We start from the raw sequence: 24,505 nt of genomic DNA on the forward strand, positions 1-24,505 counted from the left end.
GTTTGGTCTATTGTGGGGGGTTTGTTTTTTTTTGTTGGGGGGGGGTTTTTTGGGGGGGGGGGGGGGGGTTTTTTTTTTTTTTTTTTTTTTTTTTTTTTTTTTTTGGGGGGGGGGGGGGGGGGGGGGGGGCCCCCCCCCACACTCTTGTGCGCCCTTGTGTGCGTGTCTTCGTCGCTTCGTCCTCCCCATTGACTGATGCTGTTGGCTCATGGTTATTTATGTTCGGTTCTGTTTGATGGAGGTGCAGGTGAAGAAGACGTCGACCCGGCTCGCCGACGGCCGTGAGCTGCTCTACTACGACTCGCGGGACGACGTCGTACGGGACGAGACCGACACCCGGCCGCTCGACCCCGTCTCCACCGCCTCCGAGATCCGCCGCGACCCCCTGCTCGGCGACCGCGTGGCCATCGCCTCCCACCGCCAGGGCCGCACCTACCACCCGCCCGCCGACGACTGCCCGCTCTGCCCCTCCCGGGACGGGCGCCGCGGCGAGATCCCGGCCGCCGACTACGACGTGGCCGTCTTCGAGAACCGCTTCCCCTCCCTCGCCGGGCCCTCCGGCCGCTGCGAGGTCGTCTGCTTCACCCCCGACCACGACGCCTCCTTCGCCGACCTCACCGAGGAGCAGGCCGCCCTGGTGCTTGAGGCGTGGACCGACCGGACCGCCGAGCTCGCCGAACTCCCGCAGGTGGAGCAGGTGTTCTGCTTCGAGAACCGGGGCGCCGAGATCGGCGTGACGCTGGGCCATCCGCACGGCCAGATCTACGGCTACCCCTTCACCACCCCGCGCACCGCCCTGATGCTCCGCTCGCTCGCCGAGCACCGCGAGCGCACCGGCGGGCGCAACCTCTTCGACGACGTGGTCGGGCGCGAGCTCGCGGACGGCGTCCGGATCGTCCTGGCGGGCGAGCACTGGGTCGCCTTCGTGCCGTATGCCGCGCACTGGCCGTACGAGGTGCACCTGTATCCGCGTCGGCGCGTCCCCGATCTGCGGGCCCTGGACGAGGCGGCGCGCGCGGAGTTCCCCCGGGTCTATCTGGAACTCCTGCGGCGCTTCGACCGGATCTTCGAGGACGCCCAGTCGCCCACGCCGTACATCTCGGCCTGGCACCAGGCTCCGTTCACGGATTTCCCCGAAGGTGTCGGCCGGGATGAATTCGCGCTCCACCTAGAGCTTTTCACCATTCGCCGTACTTCCGGCAAGCTGAAGTTCCTCGCGGGTTCCGAGTCCGGCATGAGTGTGTTCATCAATGACGTGCCGCCGGAGGCCGCGGCCCGGCGACTGCGAGAGGTAGCGAGTTCATGAGCGGGAAATACCTGGTCACCGGTGGTGCGGGTTATGTCGGCAGCGTCGTCGCGCGCCATCTGCTCGACGCGGGCCACGAGGTGACCGTCCTCGACGACCTCTCCACGGGATTCCGCGAGGCCGTCCCGGTGGGCGCCGCCTTCGTCGAGGGCCGCGTCCAGGACGCGGCCCGGTGGCTCGATCCCTCGTACGACGCCGTGCTGCACTTCGCCGCGTTCTCACAGGTCGGCGAGTCGGTGGCGCGGCCCGAGAAGTACTGGTCGAACAACGTCGGCGGCACCATGGCGCTGCTTGAGGCGATGCGCACGGCCGGGGTGCGCCGGCTGGTGTTCTCCTCCACCGCCGCCACCTACGGCGAGCCCGTCTCCGCGCTGCTCACCGAGACCGACCCGACCGCCCCCACCAGCCCGTACGGCGCCTCCAAGCTCGCCGTCGACCACATGGTCACGGGCGAGGCGGCGGCCCACGGCCTCGCGGCGGTCTCGCTGCGCTACTTCAACGTGGCGGGCGCGTACGGCAGCTGCGGCGAGCGCCACGACCCCGAGTCGCATCTGATCCCGCTGCTGCTCCAGGTCGCCCTCGGCAAGCGGGAGTCGATCTCGGTGTTCGGGGACGACTACCCGACCCCGGACGGCACGTGCGTACGCGACTACATCCATGTCGCCGACCTCGCCGAGGCCCATCTGCTCGCACTGGACGCGGCGACCGAGGGCAGCCACCTCATCTGCAACCTGGGCAACGGCAACGGCTTCTCGGTCCGCGAGGTGATCGAGACCGTGCGCAAGGTGACCGGGCACCCGATCCCCGAGGTCGCCGCCGCCCGCCGGGGCGGCGATCCGGCGGTCCTGGTGGCCTCGGCCGCCCGCGCCCACGAAGCCCTCGGCTGGCAGCCGTCCCGCGCGGACCTCGCGGGGATCGTCGCGGACGCCTGGGCGTTCGCCCGGAGCCTGGAGGGTCTGGATGACTGAGACCGCCGCATCCCAAGTGGGCGGGCTCGTAAGGGACTTCGAGGAACTGTACGGATCGGCCCCCCAGGGCGTCTGGGCGGCGCCCGGGCGGGTCAACCTCATCGGGGAGTACACCGACTTCAACGACGGCTTCGTGATGCCGCTCGCCCTGCCGCACACGGCGGTCGCGGCGGTCTCCCGGCGCACCGACGGGGTGCTCCGGCTGCACTCGGCGGACATGGACGGCGGAGTCGTCCGGCTCGACGCCGACGGCCTGGAGCCCCGCTCCGGCGGCGGCTGGGCCGCGTACCCGGCGGGCGTGGTGTGGGCGCTGCGCGAGGCCGGGCACCCGGTGGCGGGCGCGGACATCCAGCTCGCCTCCACCGTCCCGACCGGCGCGGGCCTGTCCTCGTCGGCGGCCCTGGAGGTGGTCACCGCTCTCGCGCTGAACGACCTGTACGAACTGGGGCTCACCCGGCCCGAGTTGGCCCGCCTCGCGCAGCGGGCCGAGAACGCCTTCGTGGGCGTGCCCTGCGGGATCATGGACCAGACGGCGTCCGCGTGCTGCGCCGAGGGCCAGGTGCTGCACCTGGACACCAGGGACCTCTCGCTGCGCCAGGTCCCCTTCGACCTCGCCGCGCACGGGCTCCGGCTCCTCGTCGTGGACACCCGCGTGAAGCACGCGCTCGGAGACGGCGCGTACGCGGAGCGGCGCGCCGCTTGTGAAGCGGGTGCGCGGGCGCTCGGTGTACCCACCCTGCGCGCGATCGCGTACTCGCACCTCCCGGATGCGCTGGCCAGCCTCGATTCCGAAACCGTCCGCCGGTGCGTACGCCATGTCGTACGCGACAACGAGCGCGTCGAGCGCGTCGCGGCCCACCTCGCGGCGGGCGATCCGCGTGCGGTCGGCCCGGTCCTGACCGAGGGCCACGCGTCCCTGCGGGACGATCTGCGGGTCTCCTGCGCCGAGTTGGACCTGGTGGTGGACGCCTCGGTACGGGCCGGGGCGCTCGGCGCGCGGATGACCGGCGGCGGCTTCGGCGGCTCGGCGATCGTGCTGGTCGAGGAGTCGGCGGCGGACACGGTGGCCAAGTCGGTCCAGGAGGCGTTCGCGCAAGCCGGGTACACCGCGCCCAGGATCTTCCCGGCGATCCCGTCGGCGGGCGCGCGCCGACTCCTGTGAGCCCGTACGGCCCTGCTAGGCCAGCCGCTTGGTCAGGATGAACTCGGTGATGCCGGGCGGGTAGTCGGGCACCTCGGCGACCACCTCGTAGCCCTGCTTGCGGTAGAAGCCAGGGGCCTGGAAGTCCCAGGTCTCCAGGCGGGCGCGGGTGCAGCCGCGTTCGGTGCGGGCCGACTCCTCGGCCCTGGCCAGGAGTTGGGCGCCCAGGCCCTTGCCCCGGTGGACCTCGTCGACCCAGAGCAGTTCGACGTGGAGCCAGCCCGCCCAGGTGCGGCCCGCCAGGCCCGCGGCCAGCGTGCCCGACTCGTCCAGCGCCCAGACATGGAGCGGGACTTCGTCCTCGGCGGGGGTGCCGCGCAGCGCGCGCAGCACGGGGGAGCGCTCGGTGTTGGTGTCCCGCAGCCGCATGTGCAGCAGAATCCGCCGGGCCTTGTCCACTTCCGTCTCGAATCGAAACATGCGCCCCACCCTAAACACACTGGTCCATCAGTCCGGTCAATCAGTTCTGCAAAGTACCTTCCGCTTCCGGCCCACGGCCCTACTCTGATGCACAGCACCGGTGGGGGCCGGTGTTGATCAGGGGGCGAGACAGTCGGGTACGACGCCCGGGGTGGGGGTACCAGTCAGTCCACGGCGGCGGCCGCGCGACTGCCGTTTCTCCTTCCGGGCGCCGTGCCCGTACCGGTCCGTTCCCCGACGCATGGGGGTGGTTGTGGTTCGTATCCGGGTTCTCGTGGTGGATGACCACCGAATCTTCGCGGAGTCGCTGGCCGCGGCCCTGGCGGCCGAGCCGGACGTGGACGTCGCCGCGGCCGGCAGCGGCCCGGCCGCGCTGCGCTGTCTGGAGCGCGGCGCCGCCGAGGGGCGCCGCTTCGACGTGATGCTCGTCGACGCCGACCTCGGCGCGCTGGCCGGGGCGCCGGTGGCCCGCGCCGTGCCGGACGGCGGCGGCGCCGACGGTCTGGTGGACGGCATCTCGCTGGTGGCGGGCGTCCGCACGGGCCAGCCCGCCGTGCGTACGGTGGTGCTCGCCGAGAAGGACGATCCGCGCCGGGCCGCGCTCGCGCTCCAGGCGGGGGCGTCCGGCTGGGTCGCCAAGGACTGCTCGCTGCAGCGGCTGCTCGCGGTGATCCGGGGGGTGCTGCGGGACGAGACGCATCTGCCGCCCGCGCTGCTCACCGGCGTCCTGCGGGAGCTCACGGCGGCCCGCAAGCACCGCACCGAGAGCGAGCGCCTGGTGGAGTCGCTGACTCCGCGCGAGCGCGAGGTGCTGCGCTGCATGGTCGCGGGGCTCGGCCGCAAGGCGGTCGCCGAGCGCCTGTTCCTCTCCCCGCACACCGTGCGTACGCATATGCAGAACGTGCTGGGCAAGCTGGGGGTGCACTCCACGCTCGCCGCCGTCGCGCTGGCGCGGCGGGCCGGGGTGGGGCCGGTCGACCTAGCCGGGGATGTTGTCGAACGGGGCGGTCAACTGGCGTAGCAGCCCTGCCAGTTCACCCCGCTGGGCGCGCGACAGCTGCGCCAGGATGGCCCGCTCCTGCTCCAGGAGCCCGGCCAGCGCCTGGTCGGCCCGGTCGCGCCCCTCGGGGGTGAGGCGGACCAGCACCCCGCGCCGGTCGCTGGGGTCGGGCAGCCGCTCGACCAGGCCCTTCTTGGCGAGCCTGTCGATCCGGTTGGTCATGGTGCCGGAGGTGACCAGCGTCTGGGTGAGCAGCTGCCCCGGTGAGAGCTGGTACGGGGCGCCCGCGCGCCGCAGCGACGTCAGGACGTCGAACTCCCAGGGCTCCAGCTGATGCTCGGCGAAGGCGAGTCTGCGGGCCCGGTCGAGATGGCGCGCCAGCCTGCTGACGCGGCTGAGCACCTCAAGCGGCTCCACGTCGAGGTCCGGGCGCTCGCGGCGCCATGCTGAGACCAGTCGGTCGACCTCGTCCTCCATGACGATCAGTGTAGAGGGTCTGTCGATGTGAAGTCTCTTGACGTCAAGATATATAAACCCCCACCATTGGGCATGGAGGGGCCGGGACCCTGTTCCGCTTCGCCCAGCCGTACCTGCAAGGGGGCTCGAACATGCATTCCGATTTCGTCCCGGAGTCCGTCGAGACGCCGCCCCGGGAGTTCACCGGGTCGCCGGCCCGGACATCCACCTCGCTGCCCGCGCCCGTGTGGGACCCGCAGCAGTATCTGCACCACTCCGGCCACCGCACCCGCCCGTTCCTCGACCTGCTCACCCGGATCCCGCCGCTGCCCGGCGCGGGCCACACCGGCGCGGCCGCCGCCGACACGGCCGCCGCCGGTGACGGCCCGGTCATGCTCGGTCCGTTCGGCCTGGGGCGCACCGGCCCGGCCGGGACGGGCCGCCCCGCCGGGTGGGTGCCCGGCCAGGGCCGCGGCCCGTTCGGCGCCGGGACCCGGCGCCCGCCCCGCATCGCGGACCTCGGCTGCGGCCCCGGCAATGTCACCGCGCTGCTCGCCGACCGCTGGCCCGACGCCCGGATCACCGGCTTCGACCTCTCGCCCGAAATGCTCGCCCAGGCCGACAAGGACCACGCGGGCACCACGGTGGGCGGTGGCTGGCTGGACTTCCGCCCGGCCGACCTCGCGCACTGGACGCCCGAGGAGCCGTACGACCTGATCGTCTCCAACGCCGCCCTCCAGTGGGTTCCCAACCACCCCGAGTCCTTCGCCCGCTGGATCGACGGCCTCACACCCGGCGGCACCCTCGCCTTCCAGGTGCCCGGCAACTTCACCTCGCCCAGCCACGCCCTGCTCGGCGAGCTGTGCGAGTCCCCGCGCTGGCGCACGCGGCTGGGCGACCACGGGCGCCGCTACGTCCACATCCTCGAACCCGCCGACTATCTGCTCCGGCTCATCGGCCTGGGCTGCGAGGTGGACGTCTGGGAGACCACGTACTCCCAGCTGCTGTCCGGCGAGGACCCCGTTCTCGACTGGGTGAAGGGCACCGCCCTGCGCCCGGTCCTCACCGAACTCGGTGACGACGAGGAGGCGGTCGCCGCCTTCCTCGGCGAGTACCGCGACCTGCTGCGCGCGGCCTATCCGCCGGGCCCGCACGGCACGGTCTTCCCGTTCCGCCGCATCTTCGCCGTCGCGCGAAGGAAGGATTCCTGAATGCTCGCCGCAGTCGACCATGTCCAACTGGCCGCCCCACCGGGCAGCGAGGACCTTCTCCGTACGTACTACGAGGGCGTGCTCGGCATGACCGAGATCCCCAAGCCGCCGGTGCTCGCCGCGCGTGGCGGCTGCTGGTTCGGATACGGCCCGGTCCAGCTCCACCTGGGTGTCGAGGAAGACTTCCGTCCGGCCCGCAAGGCCCATCCGGGGCTGCGCGTCACGGACATAGAGGCGTACGCGCGTCGCCTGGAGGAGCGCGGCGCGAAAGTGGTCTGGGACGCCGACCTGCCCGGGCACAAACGGTTCTACTCCGAGGACCCGGTCGGCAACCGGCTGGAGTTCCTGGAGCCGGAGGCGTCCTAGCGCGGAGCGAGGACATACGAGTGCCCCGCCGCCGGAAACCCGGCGGCGGGGCACTCACGCTTACCGCTTAGTACAGGTCGCGGTACGTGTTCCAGCCGTCGCCGAGCTTCACCCGGGACTGGAAGCCGCCGTAGCCGTTGGAGACGTAACGGAACGCCTCGCCGCGGGAGTTGGTGGCCACCAGGTCGGCGCGCCCGTCGCCGTTGATGTCACCGGGGGCGGCGATGTTCTTGAACTGCTGCCAGCCGCCGCCGATGTAGACGCGCGAGGCGAACGGCGCGGACGAGTTGCCCGTGCCCGGGTACAGGTAGAGGCGGCCGTCGCCGGTGCGCGCGACGATGTCCGCGAGCCCGTCGCCGTTGATGTCACCGGCCCCGACGATCTTGTCGTACGCGTTCCAGCCGCCGCCGATCTTCAGCCGGGAGGCGAACTGGTAGCCGTTGCCGTAGCCCCGGTACAGGTAGAGGGTGCCGGAGGCGTCCCGGGCGAGCAGGTCGTTCTTGCCGTCGTTGTTCAGGTCGCCCGCGCCGACGAGGGTGTTGTACTGGCCCCAGCCGCCGCCCGCGTCGTTGAGGGACGCGCCGATGTAGAGGTGGCCGGAGTCCCACTGGAGCAGGTCGCCGTAGAGGCCGCCGCTGAGCGAGGCCGAGAAGGCCAGGCGGCTCGCGTCCGCGAAGTCGCCGGTGTTGCTCGCCTGGATGCGCGGCGAGAGCTGCCCGTTGTACATCGTGTAGTAGTGGTACAGCGTGCCCCGGGTGTCACGGCCGACGATGCCGTTCTTGACCGGGGTGGGGTTGGCGCCCGAACCGCTGAAGGCCTGGGTCTCCTGCCAGTTCGTGCCCATCCGCGTGGGGCTGGCGAAGTTGCCCTTGCCGTCGGAGGCGTAGAAGTACAGCGTGCCGCTGTTGCTGCGGGCGACGAGGTCGGCGTAGCCGTCGTCGTTCCCGTCGTCGATGGACAGGAGCTGGTTGTAGGCGTTCCAGCCGCCGCCGATGCGCACGCGCGGCTTCAGCGGGGCGGAGGCGTCGCCGGTGCCCGCGTAGAAGTACAGGTCGCCGCCGGGCGTACGGGCCACGACGTCGCCGAAGCCGTCGCCGTTCATGTCGTTCACGCCGACCAGCTGGTCGTAGGCCTCCCAGCCGCCGCCGACCTTGATCCGGCTCCCGAACGGGTCGCCGTGGGCGGTGCCCGTGCCCGGGTAGAGGTACAGGTCGCCGCCGGGCGTACGGGCCAGCACGTCGCCCTTGCCGTCACCGGTGAGGTCGGCGGCCCCGACGACCTTGTTGTAGGCGTTCCAGCCGCCGCCGGTCCAGGTGGGGTACGAGTTGCCGCCTGCCGACACGTCGGCGTAGAGCGACAGGGTGCCGTCCGCGCCCAGGGTCAGCAGCTCGGGGCTACCGTTGCCGTCCAGGTCGCCCGGCGTGATGAGGTCCTTGTAGGTGCCGAACGAGTTGGCGTACTCGGCGTTGGTCTTCTCGGTCCAGGTCTCCAGGTACGTCTTGCTGTTCAGGTCCCGGTAGAGCAGGTCCGTGTAGCCGTCCTTGTTGAGGTCAAGGCGCGGCTTGGCCGGGTGGGCGGCCGCGACGGCCGCCGCCCGCACACGCTGCTTCTTGGGCAGCGCGGCCGACGGCTGGGCGGCGGCGGGCTTGGCGCTCTCGACGGTGCGGTGCGGGGCCGCCGGGTTCGCGTCGGCGGAGGCGGTGCCGGAGAGCAGCATCCCGGCCGAGAGTGCGAGGGCGGTGCAGGCCGCGAGGCGGCCGGCGCGCATCATGCGCACAGAAGACAAAATTCCCCCCAGGGAATATGCGGGTGAACCGGGTCGAATTCATCGCGGCGCACACGGAAAGCGGCGCACGCGGAACATTCCTCGCGGGGCACCCACGGCGCTTTTTGCGCATGCGTTGCCGCACACGAAGGAATGACGAAATCCCCCCCGGGAATGTGCGTGAAGCTTACAGCTGATGCGGTGGTGGTTGAAGAGCGAATTGGGCCACGGGAAACCCCCGGTGGCCGTTCTGTGAAGCGCCTGCCGGCCCGGCTTCGGCGGCCTCAGCTCTTGCGGTGCCCTATCAGGCGCGGCTTCTGCTCCAGGCCGTCGAGGCCGTGCCACGCCAGGTTCACCAGATGGGCGGCGACCTCCGCCTTCTTGGGCTTGCGCACGTCCAGCCACCACTGACCGGTGAGCGCGACCATGCCGACCAGCGCCTGCGCGTACAGCGGGGCGAGCTTGGGGTCGAAGCCGCGCGCCTTGAACTCCAGGCCGAGGATGTCCTCGACCTGGGTGGCGATGTCGGAGATCAGGGACGCGAAGGTGCCGGTGGACTGCGCCACGGGGGAGTCGCGCACCAGGATCCGGAAGCCGTCCGTGTACTTCTCGATGTAGTCGAGCAGGGCGAACGCGGCCTGTTCAAGCAGCTCGCGCGGATGCCCCGCCGTCAGCGCGCCCGTCACCCCGTCCAGGAGCGAGCGCATCTCGCGGTCGACCACCACCGCGTACAGCCCCTCCTTGCCGCCGAAGTGCTCGTACACCACCGGCTTGGAGACACCGGCCTTGGCGGCGATCTCCTCCACCGAGGTGCCCTCGAAGCCCTTCTCGGCGAAGAGCGTGCGACCGATGTCCAACAGCTGCTCCCGGCGCTCCGCGCCCGTCATCCGGGTGCGGCGGGTCCGCCTGGGTCTGTCGGGGCCCGCCGGACCGTTGGTGCTGGTCGCGCGGGTGCTGGAGTCGGTCGCCACGTCCTCCATCATGCCGCCTCTGCGGCCTTCTCCTTACGGGAGCTCTCCTCGTGGGCCTTCTCCGTGCGCCGGGAGGGGGCGCCGGGCTCGCTGCGCTTGGACTCCAGGCGGGCCTCGGTGGGCCAGCGCACGTCGTACGCCCAGCCCAGCTGCTCGCACCAGCGGATGATGCGGGCGCTGGAGTCGATCTGGCCGCGCATCACGCCGTGCCGGGCCGAGGTGGGGTCGGCGTGGTGCAGGTTGTGCCAGGACTCGCCGCACGAGAGGACCGCCAGCCACCACACGTTCCCGGAGCGGTCACGGGACTTGAAGGGGCGCTTGCCGACCGCGTGGCAGATGGAGTTGATCGACCAGGTGACGTGGTGCAGCAGCGCGACCCGGACCATCGAGCCCCAGAAGAACGCGGTGAACGCGCCCCACCAGGACATCGTCACCAGACCGCCCACGATCGGCGGAATGGCCAGCGACAGGATCGTCCAGTAGACGAAGTCGCGGGAGATGCGGCGGATCGCCGGGTCCTTGATCAGGTCGGGCGCGTACTTCTCCTGGGAGGTCTGCTCCTCGTTGAACATCCAGGCGATGTGCGCCCACCACAGGCCCTTCATCAGCGCGGGCAGCGTCTCGCCGAACCGCCACGGGGAGTGCGGGTCGCCGTCCGCGTCGGAGAACTTGTGGTGCTTGCGGTGGTCGGCCACCCAGCGCACCACCGGGCCCTCCACGGCCATCGACCCGGCGACGGCCAGCGCGATGCGCAGCGGGCGCTTCGCCTTGAACGAGCCGTGCGTGAAGTAGCGGTGGAAGCCGATCGTGACGCCGTGGCAGCCCAGGTAGTACATGAACACCATCAGGCCGAGATCCAGCCAGCTCACGCCCCAGCCCCAGGCCAGCGGCACGGCGGCGAGCAGCGCCACGAACGGCACGACGATGAAGAGCAGCAGCGCGATCTGCTCGACGGACCGTTTGCTCTCGCCCCCGCGGGTGGCGGAGGAACCCGGCGGCTCGGTGGCCGGGTCGATCAGATCGGGGCTGGTGGTCATCGGGCGTCCCCCCGGGGGGTGAGTGAAGAAGACGAGACGCCTGGCTACGGATGCGTAACCTACGGCGTCGTAAGTATGGCAGTGACCCGGCGCCGTTCAAGAGGGCGGTGGACCGCGCGGCGCGCGGGGACACCTATCCTGGGTGGCGTCGGACAGCGCGGTCCGCAAGCCTCCAGTACCCCTCCAGACGTGCTCAAACACTGCAAGGAGCCGCACCTGTGAGCAGTGCCGACCAGACCCACGCCGCCAGCCCCGAGCTTCGCGCCGACATCCGCCGACTGGGTGACCTCCTCGGAGAGGCCCTGGTCCGCCAGGAGGGCCCCGAGCTCCTGGAGCTCGTCGAGCGCGTCCGCGCGCTCACCCGTACGGACACCGAGGCCGCCGCCGAGCTGCTCGGCGGGACCGAGGTGGAGACCGCCGCCAAGCTCGTGCGGGCCTTCTCCACCTACTTCCACCTCGCCAACGTCACCGAGCAGGTGCACCGCGGCCGTGAGCTGCGCGCCCACCGGGCCGCCGAGGGCGGGCTGCTCGCCCGTACCGCCGACATGCTCAAGGACGCCGACCCCGAGCATCTGCGCGAGACGGTCCGGAACCTCAATGTGCGCCCGGTCTTCACCGCGCACCCGACGGAGGCGGCCCGCCGCTCCGTGCTCAACAAGCTCCGCCGTATCGCGGCCCTCCTGGAGACGCCGGTCACCGAGGCCGACCGGCGCCGCGTGGACCTGCGGCTCGCCGAGAACATCGACCTCATCTGGCAGACCGACGAGCTGCGGGTGGTCCGCCCCGAGCCCGCCGACGAGGCGCGCAACGCCATCTACTACCTGGACGAGCTGCACGCGAACGCGGTCGGCGACGTCCTGGAGGACCTGGCCGCCGAGCTGGAGCGGGTCGGCGTGGAGCTGCCCGCCGGGACCCGGCCGCTCACCTTCGGCACCTGGATCGGCGGCGACCGCGACGGCAACCCCAATGTGACCCCGCAGGTCACCTGGGACGTGCTGATCCTCCAGCACGAGCACGGCATCAACGACGCGCTCGAACTGATCGACTTCCTGCGCGGACTGCTCTCGAACTCGATCCGGTACGCGGGCGCGACCGAGGAACTGCTCTCCTCCCTCCAGGCCGACCTGGAGGCGCTGCCCGAGATCAGCCCCCGCTACAAGCGCCTCAACGCCGAGGAGCCCTACCGGCTCAAGGCCACCTGTGTCCGCCAGAAGCTGGTGAACACCAAGGAGCGCCTGGCCAAGGGCACCCCGCACCAGCCGGGCCGCGACTACCTGGGCACCTCCGAGCTGCTCGCGGACCTCACGCTGATCCAGACGTCGCTGCGCGAGCACCGGGGCGGCCTCTTCGCCGACGGCCGCATGGACCGCACGATCCGCACGCTCGCGGCGTTCGGACTCCAGCTCGCCACCATGGACGTACGCGAGCACGCGGACGCCCACCACCACGCGCTCGGGCAGCTCTTCGACCGGCTCGGCGAGGAGTCCTGGCGCTACGCCGACATGCCGCGCGAGTACCGACAGAAGCTGCTCGCCAAGGAGCTCCGCTCGCGGCGCCCGCTGGCCCCCACGCCCGCCCCGCTGGACGAGGCCGGGCAGAAGACCCTCGGCGTCTTCGGCACCATCAAGGAGGCGTTCGAGCGGTTCGGGCCCGAGGTGATCGAGTCGTACATCATCTCGATGTGCCAGGGCGCCGACGACGTGTTCGCGGCGGCCGTGCTCGCCCGGGAGGCCGGGCTCGTCGATCTGCACGCGGGCTGGGCGAAGATCGGCATCGTGCCGCTCCTGGAGACCACGGACGAGCTGCGCGCGGCCGACGTGATCCTCGACGAGATGCTGGCGGACCCCTCGTACCGGCGCCTCGTCTCGCTGCGCGGCGACGTCCAGGAGGTCATGCTCGGCTACTCCGACTCCTCCAAGTTCGGCGGCATCACCACCTCGCAGTGGGAGATCCACCGCGCCCAGCGTCGGCTGCGCGACGTGGCCCACCGCTACGGCGTACGGCTGCGGCTCTTCCACGGCCGCGGCGGCACCGTCGGCCGTGGCGGCGGCCCCTCGCACGACGCGATCCTGGCGCAGCCCTGGGGCACCCTGGAGGGCGAGATCAAGGTGACCGAGCAGGGCGAGGTCATCTCCGACAAGTACCTCATCCCGTCGCTGGCCAGGGAGAACCTGGAGCTGACGGTGGCGGCCACGCTCCAGGCGTCCGCGCTGCACACCGCCCCGCGCCAGTCCGACGAGGCGCTGGCGCGCTGGGACGCGGCGATGGACACGGTGTCCGACGCCGCGCACGCGGCCTACCGCAAGCTGGTCGAGGACCCGGATCTGCCGGCGTACTTCTTCGCCTCCACGCCGGTCGACCAGCTCGCCGAGCTGCACCTGGGCTCGCGCCCGTCGCGCCGCCCGGACTCCGGCGCGGGCCTGGACGGTCTGCGGGCCATCCCGTGGGTGTTCGGCTGGACGCAGTCGCGGCAGATCGTGCCGGGCTGGTACGGCGTGGGCTCGGGTCTGAAGGCGCTGCGCGAGGCCGGTCTGGACACCGTCCTCGACGAGATGCACGAGCGCTGGCACTTCTTCCGGAACTTCATCTCCAACGTCGAGATGACGCTGGCCAAGACGGACCTGCGGATCGCCCGCCACTATGTCGACACGCTCGTCCCCGACGACCTCAAGCACGTCTTCGCGGACATCGAGGAGGAGCACGCGCTCACCGTGAGCGAGGTGCTGCGGATCACCGGCGGCGAGGAACTGCTCGGCTCGCACCCGGTGCTCCAGCAGACGTTCGCGATCCGCGACGCCTACCTGGACCCGATCTCCTACCTCCAGGTCGCGCTGCTGGCCCGCCAGCGCGCGGAGGCGGACCGGGGCGAGAGCCCGGACCCGCTGCTCGCCCGGGCGCTGCTGCTGACCGTGAACGGTGTGGCGGCGGGCCTGCGCAACACGGGCTGACCCCCGCACGCGGACATGGCGAAGCCCCGGTGGCCGTTCGGCCGCCGGGGCTTTTCGCTGCGTACGTCAGGAGTTGTACGTCGACTGCGCCCGCTCAAGGCCCTCGATGACCAGGGCTTGAACGGCGTCCGCCGCGCGGTCCACGAAGTAGTCGAGTTCCTTGCGCTCGGTCGACGAGAAGTCCTTGAGGACGAAGTCGGCGACCTGCATACGGCCCGGCGGGCGGCCGATGCCGAAGCGGACGCGGTGGTAGTCGGGGCCGAACGACTTGGTCATCGACTTGAGGCCGTTGTGGCCGTTGTCGCCGCCGCCGAGCTTGAGGCGCAGCACTCCGTAGTCGATGTCCAGCTCGTCGTGGACGGCGACGATGTTCTCGACCGGCACCTTGTAGAAGTCGCGCAGCGCGGTGACCGGGCCGCCCGACAGGTTCATGTACGACAGCGGCTTGGCCAGGATCACCCGGCGGTTGAGCGGGCCGGCCGGGCCGATGCGGCCCTCGACGACCTGCGCACGGGCCTTGTGCGCCTTGAACTTGCCGCCGATGCGGGAGGCGAGCAGGTCGGCCACCATGAAGCCGACGTTGTGCCGGTTGCCCGCGTACTCCGGGCCGGGGTTGCCGAGCCCCACGACCAGCCAGGGGGCGTTCGCGTCGGTGGTCATCTGTGCTGCGTCTCTCCTCGTGCGACGACAAGAAAAAACGGGGTGGTGGGCCGCAGTGGCCCGCCACCCCGTCAGGCAGAGCGTACGGCTCAGGCCTCGGCGGCCTCGTCGCCCTCGCCCTCGGCGGCCGGCTCCTCGGCCTGGGCGGCCAGGATCTGGATGACGACGGCCTCGGGGTCGGTGGCCAGCGTGGTGCCCTTGGGCAGCGCGATGTCCTTGGCGTGGATGGAGGCGCCGGCCTCCAGGCCCTCGATGGACACCGAGACGGAGGTCGGGATGTGGGTGGCCTCGGCCTCGACGGAGAGCGTGTTCAGCACGTTCTCGACGAGGAAGCTGCCCGGGGCGAGGTCGCCCTCGGTCTCGACCGCGACCTCGACCGTGACCTTCTCGCCGCGGCGGACGAGCAGCAGGTCGACGTGGACCAGGTAGCCCTTGATGGCGTCGCGCTGGACGGCCTTCGGGATCGCGAGCTCGTTCTTGCCCTCGATGTCCAGGGAGAGCAGGACGTTCGGGGTACGCAGGGCGAGCTGCAGCTCGTGGCCCGGCAGGGTGACGTGGACCGGCTCGGCGCCGTGGCCGTAGACGACCGCGGGGACCTTGTTCTCGCGGCGGATGCTGCGGGCGGCGCCCTTGCCGAAGCTGTTACGGACCTCGGCGGCGAGCTTGATCTCGGACATGTGCACTCCTCGTATAAGCAGATCGATAAGTGTGGCGGTTACCCGGCCACGACTGGCCTGCTACGAAGAGCGCGTCGATAACGGACCGCCGTACCGAACAGGTACGGCCTCCCTCGCCGAGCAACTCGATGAGTCTACCCGGCCGGGAGGCCGCACCCAAAAGGATCTTCCAGGACCCCCGGAGGGTCCTTGTGCCTACTGCTCCTCGAAGAGGCTCGTGACCGAGCCGTCCTCGAAGACCTCGCGGATCGCGCGGGCGATCGACGGGGCGATCGACAGGACCGTGATCTTGTCGAGCTCCAGGTCGCTCGGGTCGGGCAGCGTGTTGGTGAACACGAACTCGCTGACCTTGGAGTTCTTCAGCCGGTCGGCCGCGGGGCCGGACAGGATGCCGTGCGTGGCCGTCACGATGACGTCCTCGGCGCCGTGCGCGAACAGCGCGTCGGCGGCGGCGCAGATGGTGCCACCGGTGTCGATCATGTCGTCGACGAGCACGCAGACGCGTCCCTTGACGTCACCGACGACCTCGTGGACGGTCACCTGGTTGGCGACGTCCTTGTCGCGGCGCTTGTGGACGATCGCCAGCGGCGCGTCCAGGCGGTCGCACCAGCGGTCGGCGACGCGCACGCGGCCCGCGTCCGGGGAGACGATCGTCAGCTTGGAGCGGTCGACCTTGGCGCCCACGTAGTCCGCGAGGACCGGCAGGGCGGTGAGGTGGTCGACCGGGCCGTCGAAGAAGCCCTGGATCTGGTCGGTGTGCAGGTCGACCGTGAGGATGCGGTCGGCGCCGGCGGTCTTCAGGAGGTCGGCGATCAGACGGGCCGAGATCGGCTCGCGGCCCTTGTGCTTCTTGTCCTGGCGGGCGTACCCGTAGGACGGCACGATCACCGTGATGGAGCGGGCCGACGCGCGCTTCAGCGCGTCGATCATGATCAGCTGCTCCATGATCCACTTGTTGATCGGAGCCGTGTGGCTCTGGATCAGGAAGCAGTCGGCGCCGCGCGCCGACTCCTGGAAGCGGACGTAGATCTCACCGTTGGCGAAGTCGAAGGCCTTCGTCGGCACGAGGCCGACACCCAGTTGGTGCGCGACCTCCTCGGCCAGCTCGGGGTGGGCGCGGCCGGAGAAGAGCATCAGCTTCTTCTCGCCGGTCGTCTTGATCCCGGTCACAGCACTGTCTCCTCAGAGGTGTCATCTGCTGCTGAGCCCGCGCGGTCCCTTGGCGACGAGCCAGCCGAATCGTGTGCGTCTATCACGGTACGCCGTGCCAGGCGTAGGTGTTTCCGGTCAGTTTTCGCCAACGGCGTCTTCGGAGGCGGCCGCAGCCGCCTGCGCGGCCGCGCTGCCCGGACGCTTGCGGGCCACCCAGCCCTCGATATTCCGCTGCTGGCCACGGGCGACGGCCAGCGAACCGGCGGGCACGTCCTTGGTGATGACCGACCCGGCGGCGGTGTACGCGCCGTCCCCGACTGTGACAGGAGCAACAAACATGTTGTCCGAACCCGTCTTGCAGTGCGAGCCGATCGTGGTGTGGTGCTTGGCCTCGCCGTCGTAGTTCACGAAGACGCTCGCGGCGCCGATGTTCGTGAACTCGCCGATCGTCGCGTCGCCCACGTACGACAGGTGCGGCACCTTGGTGCCCTCGCCGATCGTCGCGTTCTTGGTCTCGACGTACGTGCCGATCTTCGCCTTGGCGCCGAGGCGGGTGCCCGGGCGCAGATAGGCGTACGGGCCCACGCTGGCGCCCGCGCCGACCTCGGAGTCGTAGGCGACCGTGTTGTCCACGCGCGCGTCCGTGCCCACCCGCGTGTCCGTCAGGCGGGAGTTGGGGCCGACCTCGGCGCCGCGGGCCAGGTGCGTGGCGCCCAGCAGCTGGGTGCCCGGGTGGACCAGCGCGTCCTGCTCGAAGGTGACGGTGACGTCGACGAACGTGGTCGCCGGGTCGACGACGGTGACGCCCGCGAGCATCGCGCGCTCAAGCAGGCGGTCGTTGAGCAGGCGGCGGGCCTCGGCGAGCTGGACGCGGTTGTTGATGCCCAGGATCTCGCGGTGGTCCCGGCCGACCGAGGCGCCGACGCGGTGCCCGGCCTCGCGCAGGATGCCGAGGACGTCGGTGAGGTACTCCTCGCCCTGGCTGTTGTCGGTGCGCACCTTGCCGAGCGCGTCCGCGAGCAGCGCGCCGTCGAACGCGAAGACGCCGGAGTTGATCTCCTTGATGGCCCGCTGGACGTCGGTGGCGTCCTTGTGCTCGACGATCGCGGTGACCGCGCCCGACTCGCCGTCGCGCACGATCCGGCCGTAGCCGGTCGAGTCCGGGACCTCGGCGGTCAGCACGGTGACGGCGTTGCCGTCCTCCTCGTGCGTACGGGTCAGGGCGGCCAGGGTGTCGCCGGTGAGCAGCGGGGTGTCGCCGCAGACCACGACGACGGTGCCCTCGATGGACTGGCCGAGCTCTTCCAGCGCCATCCGGACCGCGTGGCCGGTGCCGTTCTGCTCGTACTGGACGGCGGTGCGCACCGAGGCGTCGATCGCGCCGAGGTGGGCCGTGACCTGCTCGCGGGCGTGGCCGACGACCACGACCAGGTGCTCGGGGTCGAGCTCACGGGCGGCCGCGACGACGTGGCCGACGAGCGAGCGCCCGCAGATCTCGTGCAGGACCTTGGGGGTGGCCGACTTCATGCGGGTGCCCTCACCCGCTGCGAGGACGACGACGGCTGCCGGGCGATTGGCGCTCACGGGAATGCCCTTCGGCTTTGGGTGGTGGACATCCGCAGGATACCGGGGGGTTCGTAGGCGGAAATCCGGGTGGGGGCCGGGAGCCGGAAAAACAACCGGGTCCCGACCTCTGAGGTCAGGACCCGAACTGCGCTGGCTCCCCCGCCAGGACTCGAACCCGGACATAAGGCACCAAAAGCCTCAGTGCTGCCAATTACACCACGGGGGATGGAAACCGGATTGGCCGGACATTACGTCAGGTCACCGGATCGGCACCCCACACTATGCCGTACCAAGCGCCTTCGACGCGACGGTGTCGATCACCTTGATCACCGCCCGATCACCGCGAAGGCGGCCGAAGTCGCCGGAAAATCGCTGGCGGGCGCCCGTAGGCTGGGAGGTATGACCGCAACGGGGGCAGACCACGTCAGCGCGGGGACGACCTCCCGCGGCTGGTGGTGGTGGGAGCGGCGGCGCAGTGCCGTCCTTGACGTAGGGCTCGGGCTGGTGTCCGCGTTCGAATGCGCACTGGAGGGTGTGAAGTTCGCCGGGGACGCGGGGGTTCCCGTGCCGGTGGGGGTGCTGTTCGGGCTGCTGGCCGGGGCGACGCTGGCCGCGCGGCGGCGCTGGCCGGTCGCGGTCGTGCTGGTGTCGATCGCGGTGACCCCGGCCAACATGGGCTTCCTGCTCGGCATCGTCGGGCTCTACACGCTCGCCGCCTCCGAGGTGCCGCGCCGGATCACCGCGACGCTGGCCGGAATGTGCCTGGCGGGGACGTTCATCGTCACCTTCGTCCGGATGAACCAGAGCGTCGACGACGGCGCCTTCAGCGGCGGGCGCTGGCTGGTGCCGCTCTTCTCCGCCGTGATGTCGCTCGGCCTCACCGGCCCGCCGCTGCTCCTCGGGCTCTACATAGGCGCCCGGCGCCGCCTGATGGAGTCGCTGCGCGAGCGCGCCGACTCGCTGGAGCGGGAGCTCTCGCTGCTCGCCGACCGGGCCGAGGAGCGCGCCGAGTGGGCCCGTACGGAGGAGCGCACCCGGATCGCCCGCGAGATGCACGACGTGGTGGCCCACCGGGTCTCGCTGATGGTGGTGCACGCGGCCGCGCTCCAGGCGGTGGCCCGCAAGGACCCGGAGAAGGCGGTCAAGAACGCGGTCCTGGTCGGCGACATGGGCCGCCAGGCGCTCACCGAGCTGCGCGAGATGCTGGGCGTGCTGCGCACCGGCGAGCCGGTGCCCCGGGCCGAGGTGCCCGTCCCGCTGGCGGCCGTGGGCGCGGCGGCCGCCGCGGCCGCCGCCGCTGCCGAGGAGGGCCCGTGCCTGGCGGACATCGAGGCGCTGGTCGGTCAGTCCCGCCAGGCCGGGATGGTGGTCGAGCTGGCGGTCCACGGCGAGGGGCGCGCGTATGACGCGCTGGTGGAGCAGACCGCGTACCGGGTGGTCCAGGAGGCACTGACCAACGTCCACAAGCACGCGGCGGGGGCCAAGGTGATGGTGCGCCTGGCCCACCGCGAGGACGAGGTCGCCATGCAGATCGAGAACGGCCCGGCCGACGGCGCCACGGCCGACGCCGGGCTCCCCAGCGGCGGCAACGGCCTGATCGGGATGCGCGAGCGGGTGACGGGCCTGGGCGGCGTGTTCGTGTCCGGCGTGACGGACGCGGGCGGCTGGCGGGTGTCGGCGGTGCTCCCGGACCGCGCGCGCTGCCCGGAGTGAGCGGTTCGGCCGCAGGGCCTGACGCGCTCGGGTGCGTACGCCCGTGTCCCCTCGGCTCTCCTCAGCCCGCCGATGTGAGGCGGACCGGCTGGACGCCCGTGACCAGGGTGTTCAGGGCCAGGTCCAGGTCCGCGCCGAGGTACCAGTCGCCGGTGTGGTCGATGCTGTAGACGCGGCCCTCGGCGTCGATGGCGAGGACGGCCTGCTGGTCGCCCTCCTCGCCGAGCGGGGCCAGCTCGGTCCCCAGGGCGCGGCCGAGGTCCGCGAAGGTGCGGGCGAGGTGGAGGCCCGCGACGGGGTCGAAGCGGACGGTCGCGGGGGCGTTGTGGCGGCCGGGGCCCGGCGAGGTCAGCCGCAGGCCGCCGAACTCGGCCCACGCCTCGACGGCGGCCGGGAACACGGTGTGCCGGTGCCCGGCGGGCGAGGTGTGCGAGCGCAGGACGTCGGCCCAGGCCTCGGCCTGCCTGATGTCCCAGCGGCCGGGCTGCCACCCGGCGGCGCGCAGCGCGGCGTCGACGGGGACGGGGAAGCGGGTGGTGGAGACGTCCGGCATCGCGGTCGGTTCAGCCCTTCTCGGCGGTGTCGACGGCGCGCACCCCGAAGTGGGCGAGGAGCGCGGTACAGGAGCGGCAGGGCGGCGCGTAGCTGCCGTGCAGCGGGTCGCCGTCCTCGCGGATGCGGCGGGCGGTCAGCTTGGCGTGCTTGAGCGCGCGGCGGGCCTCGCCGTGGGTGAGCGGCTTGCGGGCGGCGCGCTTGGAGCGGCCGGACTCCAGGGCCGCGAGCCGGCGCGAGAGCAGGATCGCCTCCGGGCAGCGGCCGGTGAACCGTTCGCGCTGACCGCTGGTGAGGGTGTCGTGGAAGTCCTGTACGAGCGGGTGGAGGACGGGTGGTGCGTCGCCCTTGCCCGCCGTGCACGTCAGCGTCTCGCCCCGGACCGAGAGCGCGGCGGCGACGGCGGGGAGGATGCCGTCGCGGCGGTGCCTCAGCACGGGCGCGGACGCGCTGGTGGCGCTCCACTGAAGGCGTGGGTCGCCGGTGCGCGGGTCGCCCGTGGCCGTACCCGATATGTCGGTCGTTCCGTGCATGGTGCTGGTTGTCCCTCCCCGTTGCCGGCGGGGTCCGCCGCCGGTTGTCAACGCCCCCGTTAACGCCCCGTTGAGGGAACAGACTGCCAAATGTGCCCAGTGGTACGGAAGCTGGGGCACTGCTACGACAAGGTCCGTGTCGTCACGGTCGTCGCTCGGTGACCTGCTTGTGACAGCTGGTCACAGTGGCGGCGGGACGGGGGTGCGGGGCCGGGACCCGGTATTGCCCCACCGCATAGTCTGGTCCTCACCAGCCAGACGCAGCAGGACGCACGCAGGGGGCATCCGCCATGACGACAGGTCGGCTCGGGCACGCCGCGCCACCCAACGCGGCCTATGCCGGGCAGGTCGTGAACTTCCCGGACCCGGTCCGTGCCGCCCGGCACCCCAGAGGGGTGCGGGTGGACGGGAACGGGCACCCGGACTTCTCCGCGTACGCGCGCGCGGTCGCCGAGATCGCCGAGCCCCCGGAGGGCTTCGGCGTGGACGAGCTGCGGCTGACCGACTACGTGTCGGCCAACGCGGCGCTCGCCGCCGAGGGCCACGAGCTGTGGGACACCATCCCGGCGGTCGCCACCCCGCACGGCTGGACCTGGCACCACGTGCCGGGCACCCGCCGGCTGGAACTGGTCCCGGTCGAGGTGAAGGCCCTGCTGCGGCACCACGGCGGTCTGGCGACGGCCGACGTCGACCAGGACAAGCGCGGCACCCGCCCGCTCCAGGAGACGCGCCCGGCGCACTTCGGCGTGCCCAAGCACCTGGTCTCGGTCTCCGAGTCCCAACTCCTCGGCGTGGAGGAGGACCTGGGCTACCGGCTGCCGAGCGCCTACCGCTCGTTCCTGAAGGCGGCGGGCGGCTGCGCGCCGGTCGGCGCGGCGCTCGACGCGGAGCTGGGGCTCCTGGTGGACCAGCCGTTCTTCACGGTGCGGGACGAGGCGGCGGTCAACGACCTCGTCTACATCAACAAGTGCCTGCGCGACCACCTCACCAAGGACTACCTGGGCGTCGCCTTCGTGCAGGGCGGCATCCTCGCGGTGAAGGTGAAGGGCCAGGCGGCCGGCTCGGTCTGGTTCTGCGCGTACGACGACGCGCGCGACCGGGACGGCTGGAGCGTGCAGGAGCGCGTGGAGCGCCTGCTGCTGCCCTGCGGGGCGGACTTCGACGAATTCCTGGCACGGCTCGCGGGCAACCCGCCGGAGCTGGAGACCGTGGCGAACCTGATGGTGGACGGCGGCTTCGCGCGCGCCGTGCCGGTGGGGGAGTGAGTGTGATGGTGACCTTCGCCCAGGCGCAGGAGCGCGCGGAAGAGTGGATCAACGGGGACGTTCCCGCGTACCAGCATCGCGAGGTGCGGGTGCGGGAGTTCGAGCTGGGCTTCGTGGTGTGGGCCGAGGACCGCGCCGACGGTCCGTCCTCGGACGGCGGCCGCCAGCGGCTCGTCATCGCCCGCGACAGCGGGGAGGCCACGCTGTGGCCCGGCCTGCCGGTGGGTGAGGTGATCCGCCGTTACGAGGAGGAGTACGGGGTGCCGTCCGACGCCGAGGACGCGGTGCCCGCGCCGCCGCCCGAACGCATCGACCTGAACCAGACGTCGTTCCTGCTGACGCCGCCGGAGTGGCTTCAGGAGGCGGCGGACCGGATGGGGATCCCGGACCGGCGCGGGGGTGCGGAGCCCGCGGATGCGGGTGCCGCCGGTGGCGGTGCGCCGGTCGCGCCGGCCCGGGCCGAGGCCCCGGCCGCGGTGACGCCCGCGCCGCAGCCGACGCCCGCACCCGCCGCACCGACGCCCGCACCCGCCGCACCGGCTCCCGCCGCACCCGTGCCGACTCCGCCGCCCGCGCCCGCTCCCGCGTGGCCCGCGCCGGTTGCCGATGCGCCTGCCGGGGCGACCCCGTGGGCCGGGACGGACACCAACGCCGGGTCGGAGGACGGTTCCGTACCGCTGCCCGCGACCGTGTTCGCGCCGGCGCTGTCGGGCTCGGACGCCGACGACACCCCGCCGCCGAGGGCGTTGCCCGAGGCGAAGACGGCGCTGCTCCAGGGCGGCAGCCAGCTTCCGCCGACGGCGGTGGCCCCGGCGCTCGACCCCCACGCGCCCCGCCCGGGCGCCCCGCTCGGCCAGCCGCCCGTGGGTGGCCCGGGTGCACCGGCCAATCCCGTCATCCCGGCCGGTCCCGCACCCGTCTCCACCCCCGCGCCCGTCTCCGCCGCCGACATCGCCGAGGCCGCCACCAGCAAGGCGCCGCCGCCGCGTGCGGCCCGGGGCGGTACTCCGCCGCCGCCCGGTGCGCCGGGTGCGCCCGGGGCTCCGGGCGGGGCGCTGCCGTACGTACCGACGCAGCTGGTCTCGCAGCTCGGGCCCGACGGACCCCAGCCGCCCGGGCCGCCGACGCCGCCTCCGCCTCCGGCCGGGGGCGGGGTCCACCACGCCGCGACCATGCTCGCCGACCCCAGCCAGCTGGGCCCGGGCGGTCCCGCGGGCCCCGGTGCCCCGCAGCCGCCCGGTCCGCCCGGCGCACCCGGTGCCGGTCGCGCCGCCGGTCCCGGGGCGCCCCAGCCGCCGGGTCCGCCCGGCGCGCCCCGGCCGCCCGGGCCTCCCGGTGTGCCCGGCGCGCCCCAGCCGCCCGCTGCCCCCGGTACGCCGCCGCCCGGTGGCGACGCCCACTACGCCGCGACCATGCTCGCCGACCCGAGCAAGCTCGGCGGCCGCCCCGGCGCGCCCCAGCCGCCCGCCCCGCCGGGTGCCCCTGGCGTACCCGGTGCGCAGTCCGCCCCCGCGGCGCCCGCCCCCGGCGCGGTGCACCAGGCCGCGACCATGCTGGCGGGCCCCGCCCAGATGGGTCCCGGCGCGCCCCAGCCGCCCGGTCCGGTACCGCCGCCCGCGTACGGCTATCCGCAGCAGCAGCCCACCGGGCTGCCGACCGTCGGGCCCGGCTACCAGGCGGTGCTGCGCTACCGCGCGGCCGACGGGTCCGAGCAGCAGCTCATCCGGCGCTCCGCGCCCGGCATCCCGCACCCCGAGTGGCAGATCTTCCACGAGCTGCGCGGCATGAACGTGCCCCCGGACCACGTCCTGGAGCTGCACACCGAGCTCGCGTCGTGCGAACTGCCCGGCGGCTACTGCGCCCGGATGATCCGGGAGACCTGGCCGCAGGTGCGGATCACCTCCGTCGCCCCGTACGGCACGGACCACGCCTCGCGCCGCCAGGGCGTCCAGCATCTGCTCACCCACCAGGGCGAGCTGGCGCAGGTCGCGGACGGTCCGGCCCGGCCGCAGCCGGTGCGCGCGCCGCTGCCGCAGGTGCAGCCCGCGCCGCCGCTGCCGCCGGAGGGCGTCGCCCACGAACTGGGCAACGCCTTCGGCCCGCAGGGCGTCTTCCGCTTCGACCAGCGGGCGGTGTCCCGCCAGGGCGTGCCCGAGGTCGTCGCGATGACGCTGATGTGGGCGGGCCTGCCGGTGGACTTCGGGCCGTTCTTCTGGGCGCAGGCCGTGCCCGGGCAGCCGGTCCCGACGCTCGCCGAACTCGCGATGCAGCGGCAGGTGCAGCCCGCGCCGGACGCCGGTTCGTACCTCGTGATGGGCTCCGACTTCGGCCGCGCGATCTGCGTCCAGTACGGCACGGCGAACATCGTCGCGGTGCCGGTGGAGGCGGGCCCGGGCGGCCAGTCGGTGCCGCCGCAGTTCGTCAACTCCGGACTGCCCGAGTTCGTACGGTGCATGGCGCTGCTCGGCACCATGTGGCGGCTGCGGTACGGGCTCAACCCCGAGCAGGCGGGCCGCTGGACGGTCGACTTCCAGGCTCAGCTGGCCGCCCTCGACCCGGCCGCGCTGGCGTCGCCGGAGAGCTGGTGGTCGGTGCTCCTGGAGCAGTTCTGGGACGGCCTGCTCTGACCGTACGGCCCCTGGCGTAGATAGGTAAACCGGTTGGTACGACCAGGCGTTCGCCGCACCGCGCGGCGAACGCCTGGTCGCGTTTCCGGCCCCGCCCCCGGCCCGGCTTCC

At 72.3% G+C, this 24,505-nt stretch carries 21 protein-coding genes and 1 tRNA gene; 10 read left to right on the forward strand and 12 right to left on the reverse strand.

Translation table 11 applies throughout. The features are described from left to right. Positions 1–247 precede the first annotated feature (247 nt). The 3 genes from galT to galK are packed head-to-tail and all read left to right on the forward strand — an operon-like array spanning position 248 to position 3,436. Entirely contained in the window at positions 248–1,306 is a 1,059-nt protein-coding gene (galT, locus tag ACGFRG_RS32935) for a galactose-1-phosphate uridylyltransferase (RefSeq protein WP_361427413.1), read from the forward strand. Then, on the forward strand, positions 1,303–2,274 hold the full coding sequence (gene galE, locus ACGFRG_RS32940; RefSeq protein WP_393269911.1) for a UDP-glucose 4-epimerase GalE: 972 nt from the start codon (positions 1,303–1,305) through the stop codon (positions 2,272–2,274). The genes galT and galE overlap by 4 nt, the downstream gene beginning before the upstream one ends. After that, on the forward strand, positions 2,267–3,436 hold the full coding sequence (galK, locus tag ACGFRG_RS32945) for a galactokinase (protein ID WP_393269914.1): 1,170 nt from the start codon (positions 2,267–2,269) through the stop codon (positions 3,434–3,436). The genes galE and galK overlap by 8 nt, the downstream gene beginning before the upstream one ends. 15 nt (positions 3,437–3,451) lie before the next feature. Here galK and ACGFRG_RS32950 read toward each other — a convergent pair whose 3' ends face one another. Next, positions 3,452–3,895, reverse strand: coding sequence for a GNAT family N-acetyltransferase (locus tag ACGFRG_RS32950; protein WP_361427422.1), 444 nt, complete (start codon positions 3,893–3,895; stop codon positions 3,452–3,454). Between the two features lie 253 nt (positions 3,896–4,148). Here ACGFRG_RS32950 and ACGFRG_RS32955 point away from each other — a divergent pair, with 253 nt between their 5' ends. Further along, positions 4,149–4,916, forward strand: coding sequence for a response regulator transcription factor (locus ACGFRG_RS32955; protein WP_361427425.1), 768 nt, complete (start codon positions 4,149–4,151; stop codon positions 4,914–4,916). Here the strand turns inward: ACGFRG_RS32955 and ACGFRG_RS32960 are convergent. Then, positions 4,875–5,372, reverse strand: coding sequence for a MarR family transcriptional regulator (locus tag ACGFRG_RS32960; protein WP_361427428.1), 498 nt, complete (start codon positions 5,370–5,372; stop codon positions 4,875–4,877). The two genes, ACGFRG_RS32955 and ACGFRG_RS32960, sit on opposite strands and share 42 nt — an antisense overlap. 212 nt (positions 5,373–5,584) lie before the next feature. On the opposite strand from ACGFRG_RS32960, the gene ACGFRG_RS32965 reads away from it, so the two are divergent. Together ACGFRG_RS32965 and ACGFRG_RS32970 are read left to right on the forward strand one after the other, a co-directional pair. Further along, a complete protein-coding gene (locus ACGFRG_RS32965; protein WP_393270014.1) occupies positions 5,585–6,562 on the forward strand; it encodes a methyltransferase domain-containing protein in 978 nt (325 codons plus the stop codon). Continuing rightward, the gene (locus ACGFRG_RS32970) at positions 6,563–6,928 is read left to right on the forward strand and encodes a VOC family protein (RefSeq protein ID WP_361427434.1); all 366 of its coding nucleotides are present in this window, start codon (positions 6,563–6,565) and stop codon (positions 6,926–6,928) included. It abuts the gene before it with no gap. A 67-nt stretch (positions 6,929–6,995) separates the two neighbouring features. Here ACGFRG_RS32970 and ACGFRG_RS32975 read toward each other — a convergent pair whose 3' ends face one another. The 3 genes from ACGFRG_RS32975 to ACGFRG_RS32985 all read right to left on the reverse strand — a co-directional run bounded on the left by ACGFRG_RS32975 (position 6,996) and on the right by ACGFRG_RS32985 (position 10,701). Next, positions 6,996–8,699, reverse strand: coding sequence for an FG-GAP repeat domain-containing protein (locus ACGFRG_RS32975; protein ID WP_393269920.1), 1,704 nt, complete (start codon positions 8,697–8,699; stop codon positions 6,996–6,998). Positions 8,700–8,977: 278 nt separating this feature from the next. After that, the gene (locus ACGFRG_RS32980) at positions 8,978–9,673 is read right to left on the reverse strand and encodes a TetR family transcriptional regulator (RefSeq protein WP_393270017.1); all 696 of its coding nucleotides are present in this window, start codon (positions 9,671–9,673) and stop codon (positions 8,978–8,980) included. Beyond that, complete coding sequence (locus ACGFRG_RS32985) at positions 9,673–10,701, reverse strand: fatty acid desaturase (RefSeq protein ID WP_361427443.1); 1,029 nt, start codon at positions 10,699–10,701, stop codon at positions 9,673–9,675. The genes ACGFRG_RS32980 and ACGFRG_RS32985 overlap by 1 nt, the downstream gene beginning before the upstream one ends. A 218-nt stretch (positions 10,702–10,919) precedes the next feature. Here ACGFRG_RS32985 and ppc point away from each other — a divergent pair, with 218 nt between their 5' ends. Beyond that, positions 10,920–13,649: a phosphoenolpyruvate carboxylase gene (gene ppc, locus ACGFRG_RS32990; protein ID WP_361427446.1), complete on the forward strand. Its 2,730-nt coding sequence runs from the start codon at positions 10,920–10,922 to the stop codon at positions 13,647–13,649. Positions 13,650–13,715: 66 nt separating this feature from the next. Here the strand turns inward: ppc and pth are convergent, their stop codons facing one another. The 5 genes from pth to ACGFRG_RS33015 all read right to left on the reverse strand — a co-directional run bounded on the left by pth (position 13,716) and on the right by ACGFRG_RS33015 (position 17,930). Continuing rightward, positions 13,716–14,309 (reverse strand): aminoacyl-tRNA hydrolase, encoded by a 594-nt coding sequence (gene pth, locus ACGFRG_RS32995; protein WP_361427449.1) that lies wholly within the window; start codon positions 14,307–14,309, stop codon positions 13,716–13,718. Positions 14,310–14,398: 89 nt separating this feature from the next. Next, entirely contained in the window at positions 14,399–14,986 is a 588-nt protein-coding gene (locus tag ACGFRG_RS33000; protein WP_361427452.1) for a 50S ribosomal protein L25/general stress protein Ctc, read from the reverse strand. 195 nt (positions 14,987–15,181) lie between these two features. Beyond that, entirely contained in the window at positions 15,182–16,156 is a 975-nt protein-coding gene (locus ACGFRG_RS33005; RefSeq protein WP_361386297.1) for a ribose-phosphate diphosphokinase, read from the reverse strand. Positions 16,157–16,273: 117 nt separating this feature from the next. Next, the gene (gene glmU / locus ACGFRG_RS33010; RefSeq protein ID WP_361427455.1) at positions 16,274–17,722 is read right to left on the reverse strand and encodes a bifunctional UDP-N-acetylglucosamine diphosphorylase/glucosamine-1-phosphate N-acetyltransferase GlmU; all 1,449 of its coding nucleotides are present in this window, start codon (positions 17,720–17,722) and stop codon (positions 16,274–16,276) included. A gap of 133 nt (positions 17,723–17,855) precedes the next feature. After that, a tRNA-Gln gene (locus tag ACGFRG_RS33015) sits at positions 17,856–17,930 on the reverse strand. Positions 17,931–18,103: 173 nt separating this feature from the next. On the opposite strand from ACGFRG_RS33015, the gene ACGFRG_RS33020 reads away from it, so the two are divergent. Then, positions 18,104–19,417 carry a histidine kinase gene (locus ACGFRG_RS33020; protein WP_361427458.1) on the forward strand — a complete coding sequence of 438 codons (1,314 nt, stop codon included), beginning with the start codon at positions 18,104–18,106 and terminating at the stop codon, positions 19,415–19,417. A 61-nt stretch (positions 19,418–19,478) separates the two neighbouring features. On the opposite strand, the gene ACGFRG_RS33025 is transcribed toward ACGFRG_RS33020, so the two are convergent. Together ACGFRG_RS33025 and ACGFRG_RS33030 are read right to left on the reverse strand one after the other, a co-directional pair. Next, positions 19,479–19,970 (reverse strand): SUKH-3 domain-containing protein, encoded by a 492-nt coding sequence (locus ACGFRG_RS33025; RefSeq protein ID WP_361427461.1) that lies wholly within the window; start codon positions 19,968–19,970, stop codon positions 19,479–19,481. 10 nt (positions 19,971–19,980) lie between these two features. After that, a complete protein-coding gene (locus tag ACGFRG_RS33030) occupies positions 19,981–20,502 on the reverse strand; it encodes a YwqJ-related putative deaminase (protein ID WP_361427464.1) in 522 nt (173 codons plus the stop codon). Positions 20,503–20,792: 290 nt separating this feature from the next. Between ACGFRG_RS33030 and ACGFRG_RS33035 the strand changes: the two genes are divergently transcribed. Continuing rightward, positions 20,793–21,767, forward strand: a complete 975-nt coding sequence (locus tag ACGFRG_RS33035; protein ID WP_393269928.1) for an SMI1/KNR4 family protein — start codon at positions 20,793–20,795, stop codon at positions 21,765–21,767. Positions 21,768–21,772: 5 nt separating this feature from the next. Continuing rightward, positions 21,773–24,394 carry an SUKH-4 family immunity protein gene (locus ACGFRG_RS33040; RefSeq protein ID WP_393269931.1) on the forward strand — a complete coding sequence of 874 codons (2,622 nt, stop codon included), beginning with the start codon at positions 21,773–21,775 and terminating at the stop codon, positions 24,392–24,394. Positions 24,395–24,505 lie beyond the last annotated feature (111 nt).

The sequence above is a fragment of the Streptomyces sp. NPDC048696 genome, assembly GCF_043198895.1.
In the GTDB taxonomy this organism is placed as follows: Bacteria; Actinomycetota; Actinomycetes; order Streptomycetales; family Streptomycetaceae; genus Streptomyces.